Genomic DNA, 22025 nt, shown 5'->3' on the forward strand with positions numbered 1-22025 from the left:
CATGACCAGCGACGACACCACCCGCCCGCTCGACACCCGGCTCGGGCTCGGCGAGCAGCCCGACGCCCCGCAGGACGCGACGTCGAGCACCACCACCCCCGCCACCACCACGGCCGAGGCGACGGTCGCCGAGGGCCCGCGCTACCGCAGCGGCCCGGCCCCCTTCGCCCTGCTGCTCGGCATCCTCGGCCTGGTCACCGCCGGCGTCGTGCTGCTCACCGAGCTGACCGACCTCTCGGTGCCGTGGGACGACCTCGGCCCGTGGACCGTCGTCGGCGGCGGCGCGGTCGTGCTGCTCGTCGGCCTCGTGGGCCTGCGCGGCAGCCGCGCCCGCGACTGAGCAGGGCTCAGGACTGAGGCCAGGTCCCCGGCACCGGGACCCCCGCGGCGCGCAGGGCCGACGGGATGCTCGCCACCACGGGCACCGAGCCCAGGTCCGCGAGCGGCACCCACCGCGCGTCGGACGTCGACCCGCCCACGTCGTGCACGACGGGGCGGGTCGGCCGCGGGCAGCGGGCCGTGTGGACGAGCCGCACCGCGTGGTAGTCCTCGGCACCCCGCCCGGACCGGCCGAGCCAGTGCTGCGTCATCACGTCGACGAAGTCCACCGTGTCGACGACCTGGCCGGTCTCCTCGAGCACCTCCCGCACGACGGCCGCGGTGGCGGACTCTCCCGGCTCCAGGCCACCGCCGGGCAGGTTCCAGCGGCCGGCGGCCCCCGTGCGGGGAGCCAGCTGGGTGAGGAGCAGCCGCTCGTCGGCGACGACCACGGCGTAGGCGGCCACCCGCTGGTGCGGCCGGACCCGGGCCCGCTCGGCGTCGTCCAGGCCGGGTCCGTGGGGCCGCTGCCGCGAGCGCAGCGGTGTCACCGGCACCACCTCGTAGCGCAGCACGAGGTCGCCGAGCACCCCCTCGACGCCGGTGCTGCGCCCGTTCCACCCCCGCGCGGCCAGCCCGGCCGCGGGGTCCTCCCCGTGGGCCAGCCGGAAGTCGACGACCTCCGTCCCGCCCCGCTCTCCCCGGACGACGATCACCCCGGCGCCCCCGCCCTCCGGTACTCGGCGAGCGTGGCGGCGACCGTGGCCGCCCAGTCCTGGCGCGGCGGGTGCGTGCGAAGGTGCTCGCGCATCCCCGTGCGGAGGTCGGCATCGGCGGCGAGCCGGGCGACGGCGGCCGCGACCCCTTCGTCGGAGGCGGCGAGCAGGCCGTCGACACCGTCCGTGACGACGTCGTCGACCCCCGTGCCGCGCGGCGCGACGACCGGCACCCCGGCCGCCCGCGCCTCGAGGGCGGCGATGCCGAAGGCCTCGAGCCGGGCCGTGCTGACGTAGACGTCGCCGGAGTGGTGCAGCGCCCGCAGCCCCTCGCGGTCGAGCCGGCCGGGCATCGAGACCCAGCCCATCCCGCGGGCCCGCAGGTAGCCCTCCATCGCCCGGCGCTGCGGCCCCTCCCCCGCGAGCGTGGCGCGCAGCGGCACCGCGGGGTCGAGCAGGCGGCGCGCCTCGTGGAGGGCCCCGAGCAGCGCGAGCGGGCGCTTGCGGCGGACCAGGCGCATCGCGGTGACGACGTGGACGCCGGCCGCCGGGTCCCGCGGCGCGACGTCCGGGCCGGGCGCCCACCACGCGGCGTCGATGCCGTTGTTGAGCACCCCGACCTCGACGTCGCCCGCGGCGGCCCGCACCCGCCCGGCCGCCATCGACGAGACGGCGCCGAGCGCCACGCCGCGACGCGCCCAGCGGCCGAGGTGGCCGGCGAGCCGGAACAGCGGCGCCGAGCGGTCGATGACGCAGTGCACCGTGGCGGCCACGGGCAGCCCGGCGGACAGCGCCGTCCGGACGAGGTCGGTCGCGAACGGGCTGACGACGCCGAGGTGCGCGTGGGCGACGTCGAACCGTCCCGCCTCGAGGCGCCGGCGCACCTCCCTCGGCGCAAACGGGTTGACCGGCAACCCGATCGGCAGGGGGATGGCCATCCGGTGCACCACGACGCCGTCCTCCTCGACGGTCCGCACCCCGTGCCGCTCGTCGTGCGGGCCGGTGGTGGCGGTGAAGACCTCGACCTCGTGCCCGGCGGCCGCGAGGTGGTGCGCGAGGTCGTGGACCTGCCGTTCGATGCCCCCCAGCCGCGGCGGGTAGCAGTCCGACAGGAGGGCGACCTTCACGAGGGTCCACCCTGCCATGCGCGAGGATGGTCGACGATGTCCCGCACGCTCGTGGCGTTCCACGCCCATCCCGACGACGAGGCCCTGCTCACGGCCGGCACGATGGCCCGTGCCGCTGCCGAGGGGCACCGCGTCGTCCTCGTCCTCGCGACCGACGGCGGCGCCGGCCTCGCCGCCGAGGACCTGCGGCGCGACGGTTCGCTCGGCACCCGGCGGCTCGCCGAGGCCGAGCGCTCGGCCGCGGCCCTGGGCGTCGCCCGGATCGAGTGGCTGGGGTACGCCGACAGCGGCAGCGGCCCGGAGCCCGAGCCGGACGCCCCCGGGGCCGCGCGGTTCTGCCGGGCGCCGCTCGAGGATGCCGCCGAGCGGCTCGCGGCCGTGCTGCGCACCGAGCGCGCCGACGTGCTCCTCTCCTACGACGCCAACGGCGGCTACGGGCACCGCGACCACCGCCGCGTCCACGAGGTCGCGGCCCGGGCCGCCGCCATCGCCGGCACCCCGCGCGTCCTCGAGGCCACCGTCCCGCGCGACACCATCGTGCGGGCGATCCGGCTGGTCGGCCGGGTCTACCGCTTCCCGGCCGAGTTCGACCCCACGAGCTTCGAGCGCGCCTTCACCGCGCGGGCCGAGATCACCCACCGCGTCGACGTCCGGCGGTACGTCGCGGCCAAGCGGGCCTCGATGCGCGCGCACGCCTCGCAGGCCACCGGTGGGGGCGCCGCGGAGGTCGGCGAGGGCGGCCAGACGGGCGACCGCACCCTCGGGGCGTTCCTGCGCATCCCCCGGCCCCTCTACGATCTGGTGTTCGGTCGGGAGTGGTTCCGCGACCCGACACGTACGCCAGGGGGTCCCGTGAGCACCGACGTCTTCGAGGGCCTGCCGTGACGCCCGTCCGTCCCGCCGGGGTGCAGGTGCCCACGCACCGCCGCCAGCTCCTCCAGTTCGGGCTGGGGATGGGGCTCGCGGTCGTCCTCCTCGTCTGGGGCCTGCCGTACTTCGCCAAGACCTCCTGGGGCGACATCTGGGACGTCATCCGCGGGGTTCCGCCGCTGCACGTCGTCGGCTTCCAGCTGCTCATGCTCGCCGGGCTCTACTGCTACACCTTCACCTTCACCGGCTCGCTGCGCGGGCTGACCCACGGCCGGGCGCTCATCATCAACCTCTGCGGGTCCTCGGTCTCCAACCTGCTGCCGGGTGGCGGCGCGGTCGGGCTGGCCGCCACCTACGCGATGTGCCGCTCGTGGGGCTTCTCGCGCCGCGCGACGTCCACCTCGGCCATCGTCACCGGCGTCTGGAACGTGCTGGCCCGGATCGCGCTGCCGGTCGTGGCCATCCTCGTGCTCATGGCCGGCGGGGTCACCCTGCCCAAGGCGCTCACCGACCTCGCCGTCGCGGGCACGATCACCGGGCTGGGCATCATCGCCGCGGTCGCCGGGATGCTCGCCAGCGAGCGGGTGGCGCAGCGGCTGGGCCGGCTCGTCGACCGGGTCGTCGGGCCGCTCGTGCGCCGGCGCCGCCCGGACTCGACGATGAGCGTCGAGGACGTCGTCGGCGACCTGCGGGCCCGGATCATCGACGTCGTGCGCTGGCGCTGGTGGTCGATGACCCTGGGGATGGTCGGCTTCTTCGGCGCGTACTACGTGCTCTTCGTGCTCGTCATGCGCGAGACCGGCGTCATGCTGCCGCTCAACCTGCTCTTCGCCGCGTACGCCATCGGCCGGCTGCTCACCGCGGTCGGCATCACGCCGGGGGGCGTCGGGGTCACCGAGGCGGCGACGACCATCGTGCTCGTCGGGTGGGGCGCCGGAAACGCCGAGGCGACCGCCGGGGTGGTCCTCTTCTCGATCATCACCCACCTCATGGAGGTGCCGCTCGGCGGGCTCGGCTGGCTGCTGTGGTCGCTGAGCACCAAGGCCGAGCCGCCCGCCGAGGGCGAGGAGCCCGTCTTCGCCCGACCGGCTTGAGGGCGTCCGGTCCGGCCGTTCATCCGGCGAGGAAGGCGGCGACCGCGCCGTGCAGCGCCGCGAGGTCGTCGAGGTGCACGAGCTCGCGGGTCGAGTGCATCGAGAGCAGCCCCACGCCGATGTCCACCGTCGGGATGCCGAGCCGGGTCGCCGCGATCGGGCCGATGGTCGAGCCGCCCGGGATCGAGTTCGGGTTGACGTAGTACTGGAACGGGACGCCCGCCGCCTCGCAGGCCGCCGCGAAGAGCGCCTCGCCACGGGCCTCGGTGGTGTACCGCTGGCGGGCGTTGACCTTGAGCAGCGGCCCGCCGCCGGGGCGCGGGCGGTTCGTCGGGTCGTGCCGCTCCGGGTGTCCGGGGTGGACGAGGTGCCCGGCGTCGCTCGACAGCAGCCAGGACGCGCGGAAGGCCCGGGCCGCGTCGGAGCGGGAGGCGCCCAGGCCCTCGAGCACCCGGCCGAGCACGTCCTCGAGGAACGGGCCGCCCGCGCCGGTCACCGACGCCGAGCCCACCTCCTCGTGGTCGAACGCGGCGAGGACCGGGATGTGGCCGGCGTCTCCGGGGGCGTCGAGCAGGCCGAGCAGGCCCGCGTGGACGCTCGTGAGGTTGTCCATCCGCCAGGAGGCGAACAGGTCCTCGCGGGCCCCGATCCGCGCCGGCGCCTGGGTGTCGGCGAGGAAGAGGTCCCAGGCCACGGCGTCGCCGACCAGCTCGCGCAGCCAGTGCGCGGGGTCGCCGGCGTCCGGGCCGTCGGCGGCGCCCACCACCGGCGACAGGTGGCGCTGGACGTCCGGGGCGAAGCCGTCGTTGACCGCACGGTCGAGGTGGATGGCCAGGTGCGGGATGCGGGCCACGGGCCCGGAGCGCACGAGCCGGGTGCCGCCGTCGGCGTCGACGACCCGGCCGGCGACGGCGAGGTCGCGGTCGAACCACGACGGGAAGGTCGGGCCGCCGTAGACCTCGACGTTGAGCCGCTCCCAGCCGTGCTCGCGCACCACCGGGTTCGGCTTGAGCCGGAAGGTCGGGCTGTCGGTGTGCGCGCCGAGGATGCGGAACGGGGTGGTCGGGGAGGCACCGGCGGGGACCCGCCAGGCGATGACCGCGCCGTCCCGGACGACGGCGTAGCCGCCGGGCTCGCTCGGCCAGGCGGCGGTCTCGTCGAGCTCGGTGAACCCGCCGGCGACGAGGTGGTCGCGGGCCACGGCCGCCGCGTGGAAGGCCGTGGGCGAGGCCGTGACGTACCCGTCGAACGCGGTGGCGAGGCTGTCGTGGCGGTCGCGGGCGGCGGCGGTGCTCATCCGGCCATCCTGTCAGCCACGCGCGCCGCGCAGCCCCCCGCCCCGACTTCTTGCGCATCCGCCACCTGAAAGGGCCCGGATCGGGCCCCTCCGGGTGGCGGATGGGCAGTCAGTCGGTGTCGTGGTGGGTCAGCGGGTGCCGACGAGCCGACGCACCTGGCGCTCGCGGGCCTCGGTGGCGAGCGGGTCCTCGAGGTCGGCCGGCTCGAAGGGGCGGCCGGTGGCGCGCTCGGCGGCGACGGCGATGAGGGCGTCGGAGACCATCGGGTTCGCCGGCAGCAGCGGGCCGTGCAGGTAGCTGCCGATGACGTTGAGCCGGCGCGCCCCCTCGGTGCCGTCCTCGCCGTTGTTGCCGTGGCCGGCGAGCACCCGCCCGAACGGCTCCTGCCCCGGCGCGAGGACGGTGGACCCGGAGTGGTTCTCGTACCCGACGACCTGTCCGAACTCCGTCTCGAGGCAGACCGGCCCGATCATCCGCTTGTCGTTGCCGCGGGTCGTGACGTCGAGGATGCCCAGGCCCGGCAGCACCTGGCCGCCGACGGTGTGGAAGCTGTTGCCGAAGAGCTGGTACATGCCGCAGATCATCAGCATCGGGGCGCCGTCGTCGGCGAGGGCCTTGAGCGTCGGGCCGATGGCCTCGAGGTCGGCCTCGACGCGCGCCTGGCCCGAGTCCTGGCCGCCACCGCCGGTGAAGAGGTGGGCGTCGCGCCGGAAGTCGCTGCCGGGGTCGTGGAGGACGACCTCGGCGGTGTAGCCGTGCCGCCGGATGCGCCGGGCGAGGGCGTGCGTGTTGCCGCGGTCGCCGTAGATGCTCATCTCGCGCGGGTAGAGGTGGACGACCGTGACGGTGCCCTTGCTCGGGCCGTCGGGCTCGAAGCGCTCGGTGGTGCTCATGCCGGGGCGTCCTCTCCGAAGTGGGCGAGTCCGTGGCGGGCGGCCAGCGTGCGGCGCAGGGCCATCATCGCCGTGTACGTGCAGAAGATGCGCTTGGGCTCGTCGGGGTGGCCGGCGACGAAGGCGTCGAGGGCTTCGTCGAGGTCGGGGACGACGCGGTCGGTGTGGACGTCGTCGTAGTGCAGGCGCAGCGCCATGTCGTAGGCGCGCACGCCGCTGGTCAGGGCGACACCGCGCTCGCGCAGCGAGGAGAAGGAGACGTCGTAGAGCCACGAGACGTCGCGGCCGTCGGCGTCGTTGTCGTTGATGGCGACCATCGTGGCGACGGGCGTCGAGCCGTAGGTGCTCAGGGCGACGCCGAAGCCCGCGGGGTTCTTCACGAGGACGAGCTCGAGCGGCTGGCCGTCGACCATGACGACCTCGCCGCGCCCGAACGGCGGGCGGACCGCGGCCAGAGCCTCTGCGGCGGTCGTGGCGTCGAAGGCGTCGCCGAGCAGCAGGCGCGCGGTGGTGGTGGCGGCGGTGGCGTTGATCATCGCCGCGAGCCCACGCTGCTGGAGGGTGACCGGGCCGACGACGAGGTCGTCGAAGACCACGTCGAAGACGCGCTCGTCGGCGGGGCGCAGACGGGCGTCGCCGGCACCCGGGTGCCGGACGGTCGGCTCGTCGTCGAAGCGGGCGTCGTGCTCGGTGAGCTCCGGGAGCCGGTCGGCGATGGACGCGTCGAGCCCGAACCAGCGCACCGGCACGTCGACGGCGTCGGCGGCGCGGGCGATGAACGGGTCGTCGCAGTTCGCGACGACGCCCTCGGTGCTCGCGGCGCCGAGCCGGGCGAGCAGGTCGGCGGTGTGGTCGATCTCGGCGAACCGGTCGAGCTGGTCGCGGGCCACGTTGAGCAGGAGCGAGTGGGTGGGCGGGACCTCGGCGATGAAGCGCATCGCGTGCGCCTCGTCGAGCTCGACGACGGCCATGTCGCTGCGCAGCCGCCCGCTCGCGGGCAGCTGCGGGAGCATCTCGGAGAGGACGCCGCGGGTGAAGTTCGAGCCGGTGGGGTTGGTGAACACGCTGCGCCCGTGGGCCCGCAGCAGGGCCACGAGCATCTTGGTCGTCGTCGTCTTGCCGTTGGTGCCGCTGACGACGACGATGCCGCCGCGCACGTCGGCCAGGGCGTGCCGCAGGATGCCGGGGTCGATCCGCTCGGCCACGAGGCCGGGGAAGGCCGAGCCGCCCCCGCGACGGCGGGCCAGGGCCCGGACGGTCTTGCCCGCGACGACGGCGGCGGCCGTTCTCAGCATCCGCCAACCCTAGCCAGCCGAGCGGGGTGCTCCCGCATCCGGTCCGTCCCGGCGCTCAGGCCGGGAGGTGGGCGTCGAGCCACCGAACGACGTCGGCGGTCACATCGTCGCGGTTGGTCTCGTTGAAGATCTCGTGCCGCGCGTCCGGGTAGAGGGTGCAGGTGACGTCGGCGACGCCCGCTTCGCGGTACTGCTGGGCCACGGCCCGGGGGCCCTTGCCGCCGTCGCCGACCGGGTCCTTGTCCCCCGCGACGAGCAGGACCGGCAGGTCGCGGCGCACCCGTGCGACCCGCTTCGGGTCGTTGATGCCGGCCAGCCCGCCGAGCAGGTCCTTGAAGAACCCGGAGGTGAAGGTGTTGCCGCACAACGGGTCGGCCACGTAGGCGTCGACCTCGGCCTCGTCGCGCGAGAGCCAGTCGAAGGCGGTGCGGTTGGGCTTGAAGGCGGCGTTGTACTGGCCGAAGGTCAGCTTGTCGAGGAGCGTGCTCGTGTGCCGGCGGCCGCGCAGCCGGGCCTCGGCGGCGGCGATGCCGGCGCCGACCTTGCCGAGGGCGCCGGGGTCGCCGGCCGTCCCGGACAGCACGAGCCCGGCGAGGTCACGCGAGTCCTCGATGACGTAGGCGCGGGAGAGGAAGGACCCCATGCTGTGGCCGAGGAGGAAGACCGGGCGGCCGGGCTGCTCGCTGCGGGCCAGGGCGGTGACGGCGCGCAGGTCGGAGACGACGGCCTCCCAGCCCTGCGCGTCGGCGAAGTAGCCGTGGTCGGCGGCCGAGGCGGTGCGTCCGTGCCCGCGGTGGTCGGGCGCGTACACGGCGTAGCCGGCGGCGGTCAGGGCCTCGGCCAGGCGCGCGTACCGGGCCGAGTGCTCGGCCATCCCGTGCGCGACGACGACGGCGGCCTTCGGGTCGCCGTCCGGCAGCCAGCGGTGCGTGAAGACGGCGGTGCCGTCGGTGGCGGTGACGCTCGTCGTCGAGCTGTCCATGGGGGCCGTCCTCGGGGATGGGTCGCCGGTGGGTTACCGGCGGGTACTCGGCCCAAGACTGCCACGCCCGGGCCGCCCGGTCGCTAGGGTCGGCGCCATGTCTCAGGCCACGGGGGGCCAGGCCGCCCCCGCGCACCCGACCGGCACCGTCCGGCTCACCGTCCAGGGCAACGTCATGACCGTCGGGCTCACCCCGACCGTGGTCGTCAGCGGGCACCCGGTGCGGGCCCGTTTCGGCACCCAGGACGTCCCCGTCTGGGCCGGGCCGAACCGCGTGGAGGCGCACGCGCAGTGGATGCGCCGGTACGGGCAGGCGTCGCTGGAGTTCGACGTGCCTCCGGGCGGGGTCGTGCCCGTGCACTACGCGGTGCCCTGGCACCAGTTCACGCGCGGCGCGATGGGCCACGAGAAGCAGACGCGTCCCGGGGCGTGGGTGTTCGGCGTGCTGATCGGCGTGCCCCTGCTGCTGGTCGTCCTCGCCGTCGCCGCGGGGCTCTTCGCCGGCTGACCCGCGCGCCGCGGCCGGAGGCCAGGCCCGGGCCCGCCCCGATGGAGTGTTCTCCCGGGAATCTCGTCGCCGCGACCGGGATCCCGGTCACCGCGACCACGATCCCGGTCGTCGCGACCACGATCCCGGTCGTCGCGACCACGATCCCGGTCACCACGACTGCGAAACCGGTCGGTCAGTCCGCGATCCCGCTCACCGCGTCCGGTATCCCGGTCACAGCGACCGGAGTTCTGGGGAGACAAGAGTTCGCCCGGCCTGACCGGGGCGCGACCCCGCCGCGGCCTCACGCGCCGGGCGACGGGCTCAGCGCCCGGCGCTCACTCCCACTCGATGGTGCCCGGCGGCTTGCTCGTGACGTCGAGGACCACCCGGTTGACCTCGCGCACCTCGTTGGTGATGCGGGTCGAGATCCTGGCCAGCACCTCGTAGGGCAGGCGGGTCCAGTCGGCGGTCATCGCATCCTCGGACGACACCGGCCGCAGCACGACCGGGTGCCCGTAGGTGCGCCCGTCGCCCTGCACCCCGACCGAGCGCACGTCGGCCAGCAGCACGACCGGGCACTGCCAGATCTCGCGGTCCAGCCCGGCCGCCGACAGCTCCTCGCGGGCGATGCGGTCGGCGGCCCGCAGCACCTCGAGCCGCTCGTGCGTCACCTCGCCGACGATGCGGATGCCGAGCCCCGGCCCCGGGAACGGCTGGCGCCACACGATGCCCTCGGGCACCCCGAGCTCGAGCCCGACCTGGCGCACCTCGTCCTTGAAGAGCAGCCGCAGCGGCTCGACGAGCGTGAACTGGAGGTCGTCCGGCAGCCCGCCGACGTTGTGGTGCGACTTGATGTTCGCCGTGCCGGTGCCGCCGCCGGACTCGACGACGTCCGGGTAGAGCGTGCCCTGCACGAGGAACTCGACCGGGTGGTCCTCGGCGCCGGAGTGCGACCCCACGATGTCTCGGGCGGCCTGCTCGAAGACGCGGATGAACTCGCGGCCGATGGCCTTGCGCTTCTCCTCGGGGTCGCTCACGCCGGCCAGGGCGGCGAGGAAGCGCTCCTCGGCGTCGACGGTCACGAGGTCGACCCCCGTGGCCGCGACGAAGTCCTGCTGCACCTGCTCGGCCTCGCCGGCGCGCAGCAGGCCGTGGTCGACGAAGACGCAGGTCAGCTGGTCGCCGACGGCCCGCTGCACGAGCGCGGCGGCCACGGACGAGTCGACCCCGCCGGACAGCCCGCAGATGACCCGCTTGTCGCCGATCTGCTCGCGGACGGCCCCGACGAGCTCCTCGACGACGTTGGCCGCCGTCCACTCCCCCGACAGCCCGGCGCCCTTGACGAGGAAGTTCTCGAGGACGCGCTGCCCGAAGGTCGAGTGCATCACCTCGGGGTGCCACTGCACGCCGTAGAGGTGCCGCTCGTCGTCCTCGAACCCGGCGACCGGGGCGCCCGAGGTCGTGGCCGTGACGCGCATCCCGTCCGGCGCCTCGGCCACGGAGTCGCCGTGGCTCATCCACACCGACTGCTCGGCCGGCTGGCCGTTGAAGAGGGTCGAGGAGGTATCGAGGACGGTCGCCGGCGTCGCGCCGAACTCCGAGAGCCCGGTCTTCTCGACGACCCCGCCGAGGGCCAGGGCCATCGCCTGGAAGCCGTAGCACATGCCGAAGACCGGGACGCCGGCCTGCAGCAGCGCGGGGTCGAGGCGCGGTGCGCCCTCCTCGTACACCGACGACGGCCCACCGGACAGCACGATGGCCGCCGGGTCCTTGGCCAGCATGTCCTCGGCGCTCATCGAGGACGGCACGACCTCGCTGAAGCAGTTGGCCTCGCGCACGCGCCGGGCGATCAGCTGGGCGTACTGGGCGCCGAAGTCGACGACGAGCACGGGCCGGTCGGCGAGGTGGATCGGCTCCCCGCCCTCGACCACCGCGTGGGACGGGTCGACGGGCGAGGGGTCGGCGGGCAGCTCCGGGGCGTCGCTCACGCGGCCAAGGCTATCGGCGCGCGGCGGCCAGGCCGTCCTCGACCTCCCGGGCCACGCGGCGCTCGACCCAGAAGGAGAGGAACGGCACGCAGCCGGCGAGCATCACGAGCACCATCTTCCCCAGCGGCCAGCCGACCTTGAACCCCAGGAGGGCGGTCGCGACGAGGTAGACCATGTAGATGAAGCCGTGCGGCTGGGGCCACCAGTACAGGGGGTTGTCGGTGCCCTTCATGCCGAAGCCGTAGGAGAGCACCATCTCGACGACGAGCACGAGCAGGCCGACGCCGACGACGAAGGCCATCACCTTGAAGAAGGTCAGGCGCGGGCGGACGGCGTCGACGTCCTCGGGCGCGATGGTCGTGGCGGGCCGGGCCTCAGGAGTGCTCACGTGCTCCATTGTCGCCCGCCGCGACGAGGTCGGCGCCACCGCCCCGGCGGGACTCCTCGCGGACCATCCGCCACCACAGCCAGAGGCCGAAGGCCGCGAAGACCCACCACTGCACCGCGTAGGCCGCGTTGCGCCAGCTGAGGCCGGTCGGGGGGAGCGGGGTCGGCACCTTCGCCAGCTGCTCGCCGGTGGCCGGCGACTCCTCGGCGAGGAAGAGGAAGGCGTTGTAGAGGTCGCCGTCCCACGTGTTGGCGAGCACCGAGGTGTCCACCGACCCGATCTCCCCCGGCCCGGTCGCCGTCGTGGCGGGCGACTCCGGGGGCGCGATGCCACCGGCCAGCGCGAGGTCCCCGGTGGGCGGCGTCCCCGCCTGCGCCGGGTCGGTGACGAACCCTCGGAGCACCGGCAGGGTCGCTCCGGTGCCGTCGACGACGAAGGGGGTGATCACCCACGAGCCGGCGCGGCCCTCGAGGCGGCGGTCCGGCACGAGCAGCTGGCCGTCCGACAGGTAGTGCCCGCTGAGGGTCACCGGACGGGCCGAGAGCTCACCGGGGAAGGCCGTGTGCGGCCGCAGCACGTCGGTGAGGGCGACCGGGGCCTGCGCGCGGGCGGCCTCGACGGCGTCCTGGCGCGCCGACCCCTCGGCCACGCCGAGCTGCCAGCGCCCGAGCTGCACGAAGACGGCGCCGACGACGAGCGCCAGGGCGAGCAGGCCGAGGAACCGCGGGGTCAGGGCGGTCCGGAGCACGTCTTCGAGGGTACGTGAGCCGCCTGGGCCGCCGGTCGGCGAGGATGACGGGGTGCCCGAGCCCGCCGACGACGCCCCCGTCGTCACCGCGATCCACATCGCGCCCGGCCGACGCCTGCCGATGCGGGCCGTGGACGCCGTCGAGGCCGAGGCCGGCGCGGGGCTCGTCGGTGACCGGTACCACGGCTCGCGCCACCGGCACGTGACCGTGCAGTCGGCCGAGCAGCTCGCGGAGGGGGCGGCCCGGCTCGGGTCCGAGGTGCCCCCGGCGGGCACGCGGCGCAACGTGACCCTCTCGCACGGCCGCGTCCCCGCCCGCCCCGGCGAGCAGCTGCGCCTCGGCCCGGTGCTGCTCGAGGTGGTCCGCATCGCGGCGCCGTGCCGCATCCTCGACGACGAGATCGCCCCCGGTGCCGCCGCGGCCCTGCACGACCGGGCGGGCACGGTGTTCCGGGTCGTCGAGGGTGGTCGGATCGCCCTCGGGGACAGCGCGGTCGCCCTGCGGTCGGACCCGGCGGAGGCCGCCGAACGGGCCGCCGCCTCCCGCATCGCGGCCTCCGCTCCGCCGCGGCCCCGTCTCCCCTGACGGGCGCGCGGCTCAGCCCTTCCGGAGCTCCTCGGCGAGCATCACGATGATGCCGCTCGGGCCGCGGACGTAGGTCAGCCGGTAGACGTCCTCGTAGGTGGCGACGCCGCGCAGCGGGTGGCATCCGTGGCGGGCGGCGACCGCGAGGGACTCGTCGAGGTCGTCCACCGAGAACGCGACGCGGTGCATCCCGATCTCGTGCGGCAGCGTCGGCTCGGTCTCGATCGCGTCCGGGTGGATGTACTCGAAGAGCTCGAGCCGGCCGTTGCCGTCCGGCGTCTGCAGCATCGCGATCTTCGCGTGGTTGCCGTCGAGCCCGACGGCGGTGTCGGCCCACTCCCCGCTCACCTCGTCGCGCCCGAGCACGGTGAGCCCGAGGTCGGTGAAGAAGGCGATGGTCGCCGCGAGGTCACGGACGGCGATGGCCACGTTCTCCAGTCGGATCGGCATGCCTCGCACGCTAGCCCGGAGTCGAGTGCGGAAGTGGCTGCCGGGACCACCACTTCCGCACTCGACCGCGGGGAGGGAGGGCGAAAACGGTTCGCCGGGGGCCCGGTCCGGGTCGTAGCGTGGAGGCGATGCCCAGCCGCCGACCTCCGTGGACGTTCGGCGTGCGACCCGACGACCAGGCACCGGCCGACGCCGACCGCCTCCTCGTGTGGCTCGCGCGCCGGCAGTGGCGCACGCTCGTGGCCGGGGCCTGTTTCGGCATCCCGTGGATGCTCTCCGTCGCCCTCGTCCCGGCGGCGGTCGGCCGCGCGGTCGACGCCGGCATCGTCGCGCGCGACGGGCGGGCCCTGGTGCTGTGGTCGCTGGCAGTCGTGGGGCTCGGCCTGGTGTCGGCGGCTGCGGGCAACGGCCGGCACTGGTTCGCCGTGAAGAACTGGCTGACGGCCGCCTTCCGGGCCGGGGTCGTCGCCGACCGCGCCGTCCGCCGCAGCGGGCCGGCCCTGACCCGCACGATGCCGGCCGGCGAGGTGCTCGCGAGCTTCACGAGCGACTTCGGCCGGATGGGGCACTCGTTCGACGTCCTCGCCCGGTTCATGGGGGCGGTCGCCTCGTTCGTCGTCGTCGCCGTCATCCTGCTGCGCGGCTCGCTGCTGCTCGGGATGGTGATGCTCGTCGGCGGACCGCTGCTCGTCGCCTCGCTGGCCTTCGTCATGAAGCCGCTGCAGCGCCGGCAGAGCGCGCAGCGCGAGGAGGCCGGCCGCCTCACCGCGCTCGGGGCCGACACCGTCGCCGGGCTGCGCGTGCTGCGCGGCATCGGCGGCGAGGACTCCTTCCTGCACCGGTACCGCGAGCAGTCGCAGACCGTCCGCCGGGCCGGTGTGCGGGTGGCCGGCACGCAGGCCACCCTCGACGCCGCCCAGGTGCTGCTGCCCGGGATCTTCGTGCTCGTCGTCACCGGCGTGGGCGCGAACCTCGCGGTGAACGGCGAGATCAGCCCCGGCCAGCTGGTCGCCTACTACGGCTACACCGCCTTCCTGACCATCCCGCTCCAGACCGCCGTCGAGATGGCCGACAAGCTCATCACGACGCGGGTCGCCGCGCGCCGCATCGCCCGCATCCTCGCGACCGACCCCGACCACCCCGAGCTGCCGGCTCGCGGCTGGACGCCGCCGGACGCGGTGCTCACCGACCCGACGTCCGGGGTCACCGCCGAGCCCGGCGTGCTCACCGCCCTCGTCGGCGCACGCCCCGAGGAGACCGCTGCCGTCGCGGCTCGCCTCGGGCGCACCTTGCCGGGACGGCACGGGGTCACTTGGGGCGCAACGGTTCTGGATGACCTCCCGCTCGCCGACGTCCGCGCGCGGATCCTCGTCTCGCAGGCCGACCCCCGCCTCTTCAGCGGACCGCTCCGCCGCGAGCTCGGCGGCGCCGACGACGACCAGCGCCTGGCCGCGGTCGCGGTCGCGGATGCCGACGACGCGCTCGCCGCCGTCGACGAGGGGCTGGACGGGGAGGTCGAGGAGCGCGGCCGCTCGCTGTCCGGCGGGCAGCGCCAGCGCATCGTCCTGGCCCGGGCGCTGCTGCGCGACCCCGACGTGCTGGTCCTCGTCGAGCCGACGAGCGCCGTCGACGCGCACACCGAGGCGCGCATCGCCGTGCGCCTGGCCGAGCACCGCAAGGGGCGCACCACCGTCGTCGTGACGGCCAGCCCGCTGCTCCTCGACCACGCCGACGTGGTCCACCTCGTCGAGGGCGGCCGGGTCGTGGCCACCGGTACCCACCGCGAGCTGTCCCGCAGCCACCCGGCCTACCACGCCGTCGTCGTCCGCGGGGAGGAGGACTGATGTCGCCGCTGTCGCTGCGCACCGATCACGCCCGCCGCACGCTGCCCATCGCGCCGGGGGCCGTCGTGCGCGCGCACGTGCGGGTCCTGCTGCGCGACCACCGCCGCCCGCTCGGATGGGTGCTGCTCTGGCACCTCGTGGCCGCCGTCGTCGGGCTCGTCGGGCCGTGGGTGATCGGGCAGGTCGTCGGCCTCGTCACCACCGGGAGCGCGACCATCACCGCGGTCCCGGTCCTCGTCGGCCTGCTCGCCGCGGCCGTCCTCGCCGAGACCGGGGCGACGTGGGTGGCGCGGCGCAGCTCCTTCGTGCTCTCCGAGCAGGTCTTCGCACGGCTGCGCGAGACCTTCGTCGCCTCCGCCGTGCGGCTGCCGCTCTCGACCGTCGAGCGGGCCGGCACCGGCGACCTTCTGGCCCGGACGACGAACGACATCGACGCCATCAGCTACGTCATCCGGTTCGGCATCCCGACGATCGTCGTGTCGATCACCACCGTGCTCGTCACCGGCGTCGCCACCGTCCTCGCCTCACCGCTCGCCGCGCTGCCCCTGCTGCTGACACCGCTCGTCTGGTTCCTGCCGACCCGCCGCTACCTGCGCCTCGCCGGCCCCGGCTACCTCTGGGAGCACGCCAGCTACGCGCGGCTCAACGGCGTGGCCGCCGAGACCGTCGAGGGCGCCGCGACCGTCGACGCGCTCGGGCTGTCCGACGAGCGCGGCGAGCGGTTCGCCGAGGCCATCCGGGAGAGCCACGACGCCGAGCGCTACACGGTGGGCCTGCGGCTGCGCTGGTTCCCCTGGCTCGAGGTCGGCTTCTTCGCGCCGGTCGCCGGGGCGCTGCTCTGGGGCGGCTGGCTCGCCTGGGACGGCGTCATCCCCGTCGCCACCACGACCGCCGTCGTCCTCTACGTGCAGCGCCTCCTCGACCCGCTCGGCGAGCTCGTCGGGATGCTCGACGAGATCCAGTTCGCCGCCACCTCGATGTCGCGCATCCTCGGTGTCGGGGAGGTGCCCCCGGACCGAGTGGCCACCGGCGCCGTGCCGGCCGACGACCGGCTGGCCGTCGAGCACGTCCGGTACGCGTACCGGGAGGGTCAGGACGTGCTCCACGGCGTCTCGCTCGACCTGCGGCCGGGTGAGCGGCTGGCTGTCGTCGGTCCGTCCGGGGCCGGCAAGTCCACCCTCGGGCGGCTGATGGCCGGCGTCGACGGCCCGCGCACCGGCCGCATCACGGTCGGCGACGTCCCGCTCGTCGACCTCGAGCTGGACGACCTGCGCGGCCAGGTCGCGCTCGTCACCCAGGAGCACCACGTCTTCGTCGGCACCCTCGCCGAGAACCTGCGCCTGCCCCGGCCCGAGGCGTCGGACCAGGACCTGCTCACCGCCCTCGACGCCGTCGACGCGCTCGACTGGGCCGAGCGCCTGCCCGAGGGGCTCGCGACCCGGGTCGGCTCCGGCGGCCACGAGCTGACCGAGGCCCAGGCCCAGCAGCTGGCGCTGGCCCGGCTGGTGCTCGCCGACCCGCACACGCTCGTCCTCGACGAGGCCACCTCGCTCCTCGACCCGCGGGCCGCCCGCCACCTCGAGCGCTCGCTGGGGGCGGTGCTCACCGGCCGGACGGTCGTGGCCATCGCCCACCGGCTGCACACGGCGCACGACGCGGACCGGGTGGCGGTCGTCGACGGCGGGCGTGTGGCCGAGCTCGGCTCGCACGACGAGCTGCTGGCGGCCGACGGCTCCTACGCCGCGCTCTGGCGCTCCTGGCGGGACGAGGGCTGAGCGTCCGACCCCGTCGGGCCGGATCAGAGCAGCTCGACCGCGGCCGTGTGACCCGCCGAGCGCGCCAGCCGGGCGTCGAGGGTGAGCAGGGGGGCGTCGAGGACCTCGGCGAGCGCCAGGTAGGTCGCGTCGTACGCCGTCACGGAGTCGCGGAGCTCCCAGACCCTCGGCAGGAGAGGCTCGTGCTCGTGGCGTTCCACGTCGAGGTCGACGAGATCGACGAGGGCCTGCGCGCCGCGGTCCGCGGTTACCACTCCGGCGCGGACGAACCGACGCACCACCTGGGCGGTCTCGACACCGAGCAGGTGCGGGGCGTGGAGGGAGAGGTCCGGGTCGGCGATCCGGTCCGCCACCGAGGCGGCTCTCGGCAGGCCCAGCAGCAGCTCGACGACGGCGGAGGCGTCGAGGACGATCACCGCGCGTCGCGCTCGGCCCGCACGGCCTCGGCGGAGGTCTCGGTGACATCCGCCGGCGCGCGCGCCGCGACGCGGGCGAGCAGCTCCTGACGGGTGGGCCGGTCGAGGGACCGGCGCAGCTCGGTGAGTGCGAGCTCCGAGAGCGAGACGCCCTGCATCGCCGCGCGGGCCTTCAGCCGGCGGTGGACGTCGGGCGGCACGTTGCGGATCTGCAGCATGGACATGCAGCAAGCATAGAAGCATGCGCAACGCATGCAGCCTGCGTCGTCACCGCTCAGGCGTCGGTGTCGTCACCGCTCAGGCGTCGGCGTCGTCACCGCTCAGTCGTCGGCGCCGACGCGGCGGTCCTCACCGGGGTGGAACGGCTCCGGCTCGGGAGCGCCCGCGGCGGACCGGCGCTCGCGCACGCGCCGCACGACGAGCCAGACGAGGACGACCACGCAGATCGCGAGGACGCCGCGGCTCACCGGCCCCATGTACTGCTCGACGAGCTCGTAGTCCTCGCGCAGGCGGAAGCCGAGGTAGATGAACACCGCGTTCCAGATGCCGCTGCCCAGCGTGGTCAGGGCGAGGAAGCGCGGCAGGGGCATCCGGTCCATGCCCGCGGGCACCGAGACGATCGAGCGGATGAGCGGGACGAACCGCCCGACGAGCACGACGACCGAGCCGTGCCGGTCGAAGAAGCGGAAGCCGCGGTCGAGGTCGCGCTGGCCGAACAGGAAGAACCACGGTTTCCCGGCGAGGTGGTGCAGCCGCTCGTAGCTGAGCGCGTACCCGAACCAGTAGAGGAGCCCCGCCCCGAGGAGCGACCCCAGGGTCGCGCAGGCCCAGGCCAAGGGGGCGTTGAGCCGGCCGTCGGCCGCGGCGAACCCCGCGAACGGGAGGATCACCTCGGAGGGGATGGGGGGCAGCACGGTCTCGAGCGCGATGAGCGCGCCGACCCCCACCTCCCCGACGGCGCCGATGACGTCGACGACGGGGCCGGTGATGCTCTCCATTCCCCAACGCTACGGGACGGCGCGCACCGGCCCGACCTCAGCCCGTCAGCACGCGGATGCCGACCTGCGCCGGCTCGCCCTCGGCCCACCCCTCGGCGCTGCGGACCGCCTTCTTGACGGGCAGGACGTAGGCGGCCTCCTCGCTCGAGGGGAAGAGGCTGGTGCGCCACGTGGTGGCGCCGACGGTGACCTCGACGCGCACCGAGCCGAACCCGCCGGTGGCGTCACCGACGAGGGCGTCGACCTCGTCGCTGACGTCCTGCGGGACGGTGACGAAGTGCCACGACCCCTCGCGCCAGCGCCACAACGGCGCGCTGAAGCGCCACTCCCCGGGATGTCGCCCGCTCACGCCCCCACGGTGGCACGCGGCACCGACACCGCGTCGGCGAGCAGCGCCCTCTGGGTCGGCCGCTCGTCCGGCGCGCCGGGCGAGGGCCAGTGCGCCATCGCCCGCTCCGCCTGCGCGGTGATGGTCAGCGACGGGTTGACCCCCAGGTTGGCCGAGATCGCCGAGCCGTCGAGCACCGAGATGCCGGGGTGCCCCCAGACGCGCTGGTAGCGGTCGAGGACACCGGTCTCGGGGGACCCGCCGATCGCGGCGCCCCCGAGGAAGTGCGCGGTCATCGGCACGTCGAGGACCTCGGGCCACGAGCCGCCGGCCACGGTGTACTCGCCCGTGGCGGCCGCGACCCGGTCGGCGAGCGCGGCCATCGCGGCCTGCCCCTGCGGGATCCACGTCGGGTTCGGCTCGCCGTGGCCCTGCGTCGAGGTAAGTCCCGGCCGGCCGAACCGCCGCCTGCCGGAGACGCGCAGCGAGTTGTCGCGACTCTGCATGACGAGGCCGACGACGATGCGCTCGCTCCAGCGCCGGGTCGTGGGGAGCATCCGGAGCAGCGGCCGGGGGTCGCGGGCGACCATCCGGAGGAACTCGAGCCACCGCGGCCGGTCTCCCCCACCCGGCACCGCAAGGGTGGCGAGCAGGCCCATGGCGTTCGAGCCGACGCCGTACCGGCAGTTCTCGACGTGCGTGTCGGCGTCGACGTGGAACGAGGTCGTGATGGCCACGCCGCGGGTGAGGTCGGCGTCCCGCGGGGCGTGCTCGGTCATCGCCCCGACGAGGGACTCGGAGTTGGTGCGTGTGAGGTGCCCCAGTCGCGGTGAGAGGGAGGGCAGCTCGCCCTCGTCACGCATCGCGTGGAGCAGGGTCTGGGTGCCCCAGGCGCCGGCGGCCACGACGACCCGGCGGGCGGTGACCACCTGGCGGCCCCGTCCGCCGCGCGGACCGGTGCGCTCGTGGAGGACGCGGAGCAACGGCTCGCCGTCACCCGCCGCCGACCCGGGCACCTCGCCGAGCCGGACGACGGTGCGCATCGGGCGGATCTCCACCCCGAGGCCCTCGGCGAGCGCGAGGTAGTTCTTCACGAGCGTGTTCTTGGCCCCGACCCGGCAGCCGACCATGCAGTTGCCGCACTCGGTGCAGCCGGTGCGCCGGGGCCCGGCGCCGCCGAAGTACGGGTCGTCGACCGTCTCGCCGGGCTTCCCGAAGTACACGCCGACCGGGGTGTGCCGGAACGACTCCCCGACGCCGAGGTCCTCCGCGGCGCCGCGCATCGCGCGTTCGACGGGGCCGTCGCAGCGGTTGGTGACGACGCCGAGCATCCGGCTCGCGGTGTCGTAGTGGGGCGCGAGCTCGGCCTCCCAGTCGGCGAGGTCGCGCCACTGGGGGTCGCGGTAGAAGGCCGAGGGCGGCCGGTAGAGGGTGTTCGCGTAGTTCAGCGAGCCACCACCCACCCCGGCGCCCGCGAGCACGACGACGTCGGGCAGCCGGTGGATGCGCTGGACCCCGTAGCAGCCGATCCGGGGCGCCCAGAGGAAGCGCCGCAGGTCCCACGAGGTTTTCGCGAAGTCGTTGTCCTCGAACCGCTTTCCCGCCTCGAGGACGAGCACCCGGTAGCCCTTCTCGGCCGCCCGCAGCGCCGCCACCGAGCCGCCGAAGCCGGACCCGATGACGACGAGGTCGACGTCGGGCTCTGCCGCGGGGCTCACGGCAGCCTCGCGGCGCGCATCGCCCGCAGCGCACCGGTGAGAGCGCGGGCGTACGACGCGCCCTGCAGCCCCGGGACATCGGCGATGTTGACCAGCCCCTGCACCGACACGTTCTGCGCCTCCGTGTACTTGAGGACGCCCTCGCGCCCGTGCCGCCGGCCGAGCCCGGAGGCCTTCATCCCGCCCATCGGTGAGCCGATGCTCCCCCAGGCGGCGGCGTAGCCCTCGTTGACGTTGACCGTGCCCGCGGAGATGCGCGCGGCGAGCGAGCGCCCCCGGGCGGTGTCCCGCGTCCAGACCGAGGCGTTGAGGCCGTACTCGGTGTCGTTGGCGAGCGCCACCGCGGCGTCGTCGGAGGGCACCCGGTAGACCGCGACGACCGGGCCGAAGGTCTCTTCGTCGCGGCAGGCCATCGCGGAGGTGACGCCGGCGAGGACGGTCGGCTCGACGACGAACGGCCCGACGTCGGGGCGCGCCCGCCCGCCGGCGAGCACGGTGGCGCCCTTGGCGACGGCGTCCTCGACGTGGCCGAGCACCCGCTCGAGCTGGGCGGGGCCGACGAGGCTGCCCATGTCGGCGTCCCAGTGCAGCCCGGTCGAGAGCCGCACGGCGCGCACCGCATCGAGGAAGCGCTCGAGGAAGGCGTCGGCGACGGCCTCGTGGACCACGAGCCGCTCGGCGCTGACGCACAGCTGCCCGGCCGAGGCGAAGCACGCGCGCAGCACGCCGGGCACCGCGCGGCGCAAGTCGGCGTCGTCCGCGACGTAGACGGTGTTCTTGCCGCCGAGCTCGAGGCTGGCGCCGACGAGTCGGCGCCCGGCGGCGGCCGCGACCGTGCGGCCGGTGGCCGTGGACCCGGTGAAGCAGACGTAGTCGGTGCGCTCCACGACCGCCGCGCCGGTGGGGTCACCCGGCCCCAGCACCACCTGGACGAGGTCGTCCGGGACACCCGCCTCGACGAGCAGGCGCACGGCCGCCAGCGCGGTCAGAGAGCCCTGCGGGTCCGGCCGCAGCACGACGGCGTTGCCCGCCAGCAGGGCCGGCAGGGCATCCGTGACGGCCAGGCTCAGCGGGTAGTTCCACGGCGAGACGATGCCGACCACGCCCTTGGGCCGGTGGTGCTCGGTGCTGCGGGTGAGCAGCGGGAAGACCCCGAGGTGCCGCTCGGGCGCGAGGTGCCCCGGCCCGCGGCGTGCGTAGTACCGGCACACGATGGCGACGTCGGCGACCTCCTCGAAGGCGTGGCTGCGGGCCTTGCCGGACTCGAGCTGCACGAGGTCGAGGAGCTCGCCCTGCCGCTCGAGCACGAGGTCGTGCAGGTGCAGGAGGATGCGGGCCCGCCGCTCGACCGGTACCGAGGCCCACCGGCGCTGGGCGGCCCGGGCCCGGTCGACCGCGACGCCGACGTCCGCGGCGGTCGAGGTGGGCAGGACGGCCAGCGGTGCGCCGGTCATCGGCGTGTGCGTCGTCATCGGCTCCCCCGAGGCGACGACGCCCGCCGTGAGGGCGCGCACCCGCGCGGGGTCCACCGCGTACGTGGCGCGGGGGTCGGTCTCCGGGTCGGCGATGACGTCGGGCATTACCCGAGGGTAACCAGCGGGGCCCGCGCCGTCACCCGGTGCACGAGGACCGGTCGCTGAACGGTCAGCACTCCGGGTCGAGGGGGGGGGGGGGTGGCCCACCGCCCCCCCCCCCCCCCCCCC

23 protein-coding genes are annotated in these 22025 nt (G+C 75.1%); 7 read left to right on the forward strand and 16 right to left on the reverse strand.

The annotated features are described in order from the left end of the window. Position 1 precedes the first annotated feature (1 nt). Positions 2-340 carry a hypothetical protein gene (locus ACQZ2A_RS16130; protein WP_430213214.1) on the forward strand — a complete coding sequence of 113 codons (339 nt, stop codon included), beginning with the start codon at positions 2-4 and terminating at the stop codon, positions 338-340. A gap of 7 nt (positions 341-347) precedes the next feature. Here the strand turns inward: ACQZ2A_RS16130 and ACQZ2A_RS16135 are convergent, their stop codons facing one another. Continuing rightward, positions 348-1034, reverse strand: coding sequence for an NUDIX hydrolase (locus tag ACQZ2A_RS16135; RefSeq protein ID WP_430213215.1), 687 nt, complete (start codon positions 1032-1034; stop codon positions 348-350). After that, positions 1031-2179 (reverse strand): glycosyltransferase family 4 protein, encoded by a 1149-nt coding sequence (locus tag ACQZ2A_RS16140; RefSeq protein ID WP_430213217.1) that lies wholly within the window; start codon positions 2177-2179, stop codon positions 1031-1033. Before ACQZ2A_RS16140 ends, ACQZ2A_RS16135 begins: the two co-directional genes overlap by 4 nt. Before the next feature lie 18 nt (positions 2180-2197). On the opposite strand from ACQZ2A_RS16140, the gene ACQZ2A_RS16145 reads away from it, so the two are divergent. Beyond that, positions 2198-3046, forward strand: coding sequence for a PIG-L deacetylase family protein (locus ACQZ2A_RS16145; protein WP_430213219.1), 849 nt, complete (start codon positions 2198-2200; stop codon positions 3044-3046). Further along, positions 3043-4125: a lysylphosphatidylglycerol synthase transmembrane domain-containing protein gene (locus tag ACQZ2A_RS16150; protein ID WP_430213221.1), complete on the forward strand. Its 1083-nt coding sequence runs from the start codon at positions 3043-3045 to the stop codon at positions 4123-4125. Before ACQZ2A_RS16145 ends, ACQZ2A_RS16150 begins: the two co-directional genes overlap by 4 nt. 19 nt (positions 4126-4144) lie before the next feature. Here ACQZ2A_RS16150 and ACQZ2A_RS16155 read toward each other — a convergent pair whose 3' ends face one another. The 4 genes from ACQZ2A_RS16155 to ACQZ2A_RS16170 all read right to left on the reverse strand — a co-directional run bounded on the left by ACQZ2A_RS16155 (position 4145) and on the right by ACQZ2A_RS16170 (position 8593). Next, positions 4145-5422, reverse strand: coding sequence for a M18 family aminopeptidase (locus ACQZ2A_RS16155; RefSeq protein ID WP_430213223.1), 1278 nt, complete (start codon positions 5420-5422; stop codon positions 4145-4147). 129 nt (positions 5423-5551) lie between these two features. Further along, positions 5552-6316 carry a type 1 glutamine amidotransferase gene (locus tag ACQZ2A_RS16160; RefSeq protein WP_430213225.1) on the reverse strand — a complete coding sequence of 255 codons (765 nt, stop codon included), beginning with the start codon at positions 6314-6316 and terminating at the stop codon, positions 5552-5554. Continuing rightward, a complete protein-coding gene (locus tag ACQZ2A_RS16165) occupies positions 6313-7611 on the reverse strand; it encodes a MurT ligase domain-containing protein (RefSeq protein WP_430213227.1) in 1299 nt (432 codons plus the stop codon). The genes ACQZ2A_RS16160 and ACQZ2A_RS16165 overlap by 4 nt, the downstream gene beginning before the upstream one ends. A gap of 55 nt (positions 7612-7666) precedes the next feature. Next, positions 7667-8593 carry a lysophospholipase gene (locus ACQZ2A_RS16170; protein ID WP_430213229.1) on the reverse strand — a complete coding sequence of 309 codons (927 nt, stop codon included), beginning with the start codon at positions 8591-8593 and terminating at the stop codon, positions 7667-7669. Positions 8594-8690: 97 nt separating this feature from the next. On the opposite strand from ACQZ2A_RS16170, the gene ACQZ2A_RS16175 reads away from it, so the two are divergent. Then, on the forward strand, positions 8691-9101 hold the full coding sequence (locus ACQZ2A_RS16175) for a hypothetical protein (protein ID WP_430213230.1): 411 nt from the start codon (positions 8691-8693) through the stop codon (positions 9099-9101). 317 nt (positions 9102-9418) lie between these two features. Here ACQZ2A_RS16175 and guaA read toward each other — a convergent pair whose 3' ends face one another. From guaA to ACQZ2A_RS16190, 3 genes are all read right to left on the reverse strand, one after another. Further along, positions 9419-11014, reverse strand: coding sequence for a glutamine-hydrolyzing GMP synthase (guaA, locus tag ACQZ2A_RS16180; protein ID WP_430213254.1), 1596 nt, complete (start codon positions 11012-11014; stop codon positions 9419-9421). 67 nt (positions 11015-11081) lie between these two features. Further along, positions 11082-11459 (reverse strand): DUF3817 domain-containing protein, encoded by a 378-nt coding sequence (locus ACQZ2A_RS16185; protein ID WP_430213232.1) that lies wholly within the window; start codon positions 11457-11459, stop codon positions 11082-11084. Then, positions 11446-12207: an SURF1 family protein gene (locus ACQZ2A_RS16190; RefSeq protein ID WP_430213234.1), complete on the reverse strand. Its 762-nt coding sequence runs from the start codon at positions 12205-12207 to the stop codon at positions 11446-11448. The genes ACQZ2A_RS16185 and ACQZ2A_RS16190 overlap by 14 nt, the downstream gene beginning before the upstream one ends. Positions 12208-12259: 52 nt before the next feature. On the opposite strand from ACQZ2A_RS16190, the gene ACQZ2A_RS16195 reads away from it, so the two are divergent. Further along, entirely contained in the window at positions 12260-12793 is a 534-nt protein-coding gene (locus ACQZ2A_RS16195) for an MOSC domain-containing protein (protein ID WP_430213236.1), read from the forward strand. Positions 12794-12805: 12 nt separating this feature from the next. On the opposite strand, the gene ACQZ2A_RS16200 is transcribed toward ACQZ2A_RS16195, so the two are convergent. Next, complete coding sequence (locus tag ACQZ2A_RS16200) at positions 12806-13243, reverse strand: VOC family protein (protein ID WP_430213238.1); 438 nt, start codon at positions 13241-13243, stop codon at positions 12806-12808. A gap of 128 nt (positions 13244-13371) precedes the next feature. Between ACQZ2A_RS16200 and ACQZ2A_RS16205 the strand changes: the two genes are divergently transcribed. Beyond that, positions 13372-15087 carry an ABC transporter transmembrane domain-containing protein gene (locus ACQZ2A_RS16205; protein WP_430213240.1) on the forward strand — a complete coding sequence of 572 codons (1716 nt, stop codon included), beginning with the start codon at positions 13372-13374 and terminating at the stop codon, positions 15085-15087. Continuing rightward, positions 15087-16862 (forward strand): ABC transporter ATP-binding protein, encoded by a 1776-nt coding sequence (locus ACQZ2A_RS16210; RefSeq protein WP_430213242.1) that lies wholly within the window; start codon positions 15087-15089, stop codon positions 16860-16862. The genes ACQZ2A_RS16205 and ACQZ2A_RS16210 overlap by 1 nt, the downstream gene beginning before the upstream one ends. A gap of 23 nt (positions 16863-16885) precedes the next feature. On the opposite strand, the gene ACQZ2A_RS16215 is transcribed toward ACQZ2A_RS16210, so the two are convergent. The 6 genes from ACQZ2A_RS16215 to ACQZ2A_RS16240 all read right to left on the reverse strand — a co-directional run bounded on the left by ACQZ2A_RS16215 (position 16886) and on the right by ACQZ2A_RS16240 (position 21902). After that, entirely contained in the window at positions 16886-17278 is a 393-nt protein-coding gene (locus ACQZ2A_RS16215; protein ID WP_430213244.1) for a type II toxin-antitoxin system VapC family toxin, read from the reverse strand. After that, the gene (locus ACQZ2A_RS16220) at positions 17275-17502 is read right to left on the reverse strand and encodes a FitA-like ribbon-helix-helix domain-containing protein (RefSeq protein WP_430213246.1); all 228 of its coding nucleotides are present in this window, start codon (positions 17500-17502) and stop codon (positions 17275-17277) included. The genes ACQZ2A_RS16215 and ACQZ2A_RS16220 overlap by 4 nt, the downstream gene beginning before the upstream one ends. Before the next feature lie 96 nt (positions 17503-17598). Continuing rightward, complete coding sequence (locus tag ACQZ2A_RS16225; RefSeq protein ID WP_430213248.1) at positions 17599-18276, reverse strand: DedA family protein; 678 nt, start codon at positions 18274-18276, stop codon at positions 17599-17601. Positions 18277-18313: 37 nt separating this feature from the next. After that, positions 18314-18625, reverse strand: coding sequence for a DUF1905 domain-containing protein (locus ACQZ2A_RS16230; RefSeq protein ID WP_430213250.1), 312 nt, complete (start codon positions 18623-18625; stop codon positions 18314-18316). Further along, positions 18622-20322, reverse strand: a complete 1701-nt coding sequence (locus ACQZ2A_RS16235; protein ID WP_430213252.1) for a GMC oxidoreductase — start codon at positions 20320-20322, stop codon at positions 18622-18624. The genes ACQZ2A_RS16230 and ACQZ2A_RS16235 overlap by 4 nt, the downstream gene beginning before the upstream one ends. Next, on the reverse strand, positions 20319-21902 hold the full coding sequence (locus tag ACQZ2A_RS16240; RefSeq protein ID WP_430213253.1) for a succinic semialdehyde dehydrogenase: 1584 nt from the start codon (positions 21900-21902) through the stop codon (positions 20319-20321). The genes ACQZ2A_RS16235 and ACQZ2A_RS16240 overlap by 4 nt, the downstream gene beginning before the upstream one ends. Positions 21903-22025: the final 123 nt, after the last annotated feature.

The organism is Phycicoccus avicenniae, from assembly GCF_050496545.1.
GTDB lineage: Bacteria > Actinomycetota > Actinomycetes > Actinomycetales > Dermatophilaceae > Phycicoccus > Phycicoccus avicenniae_A.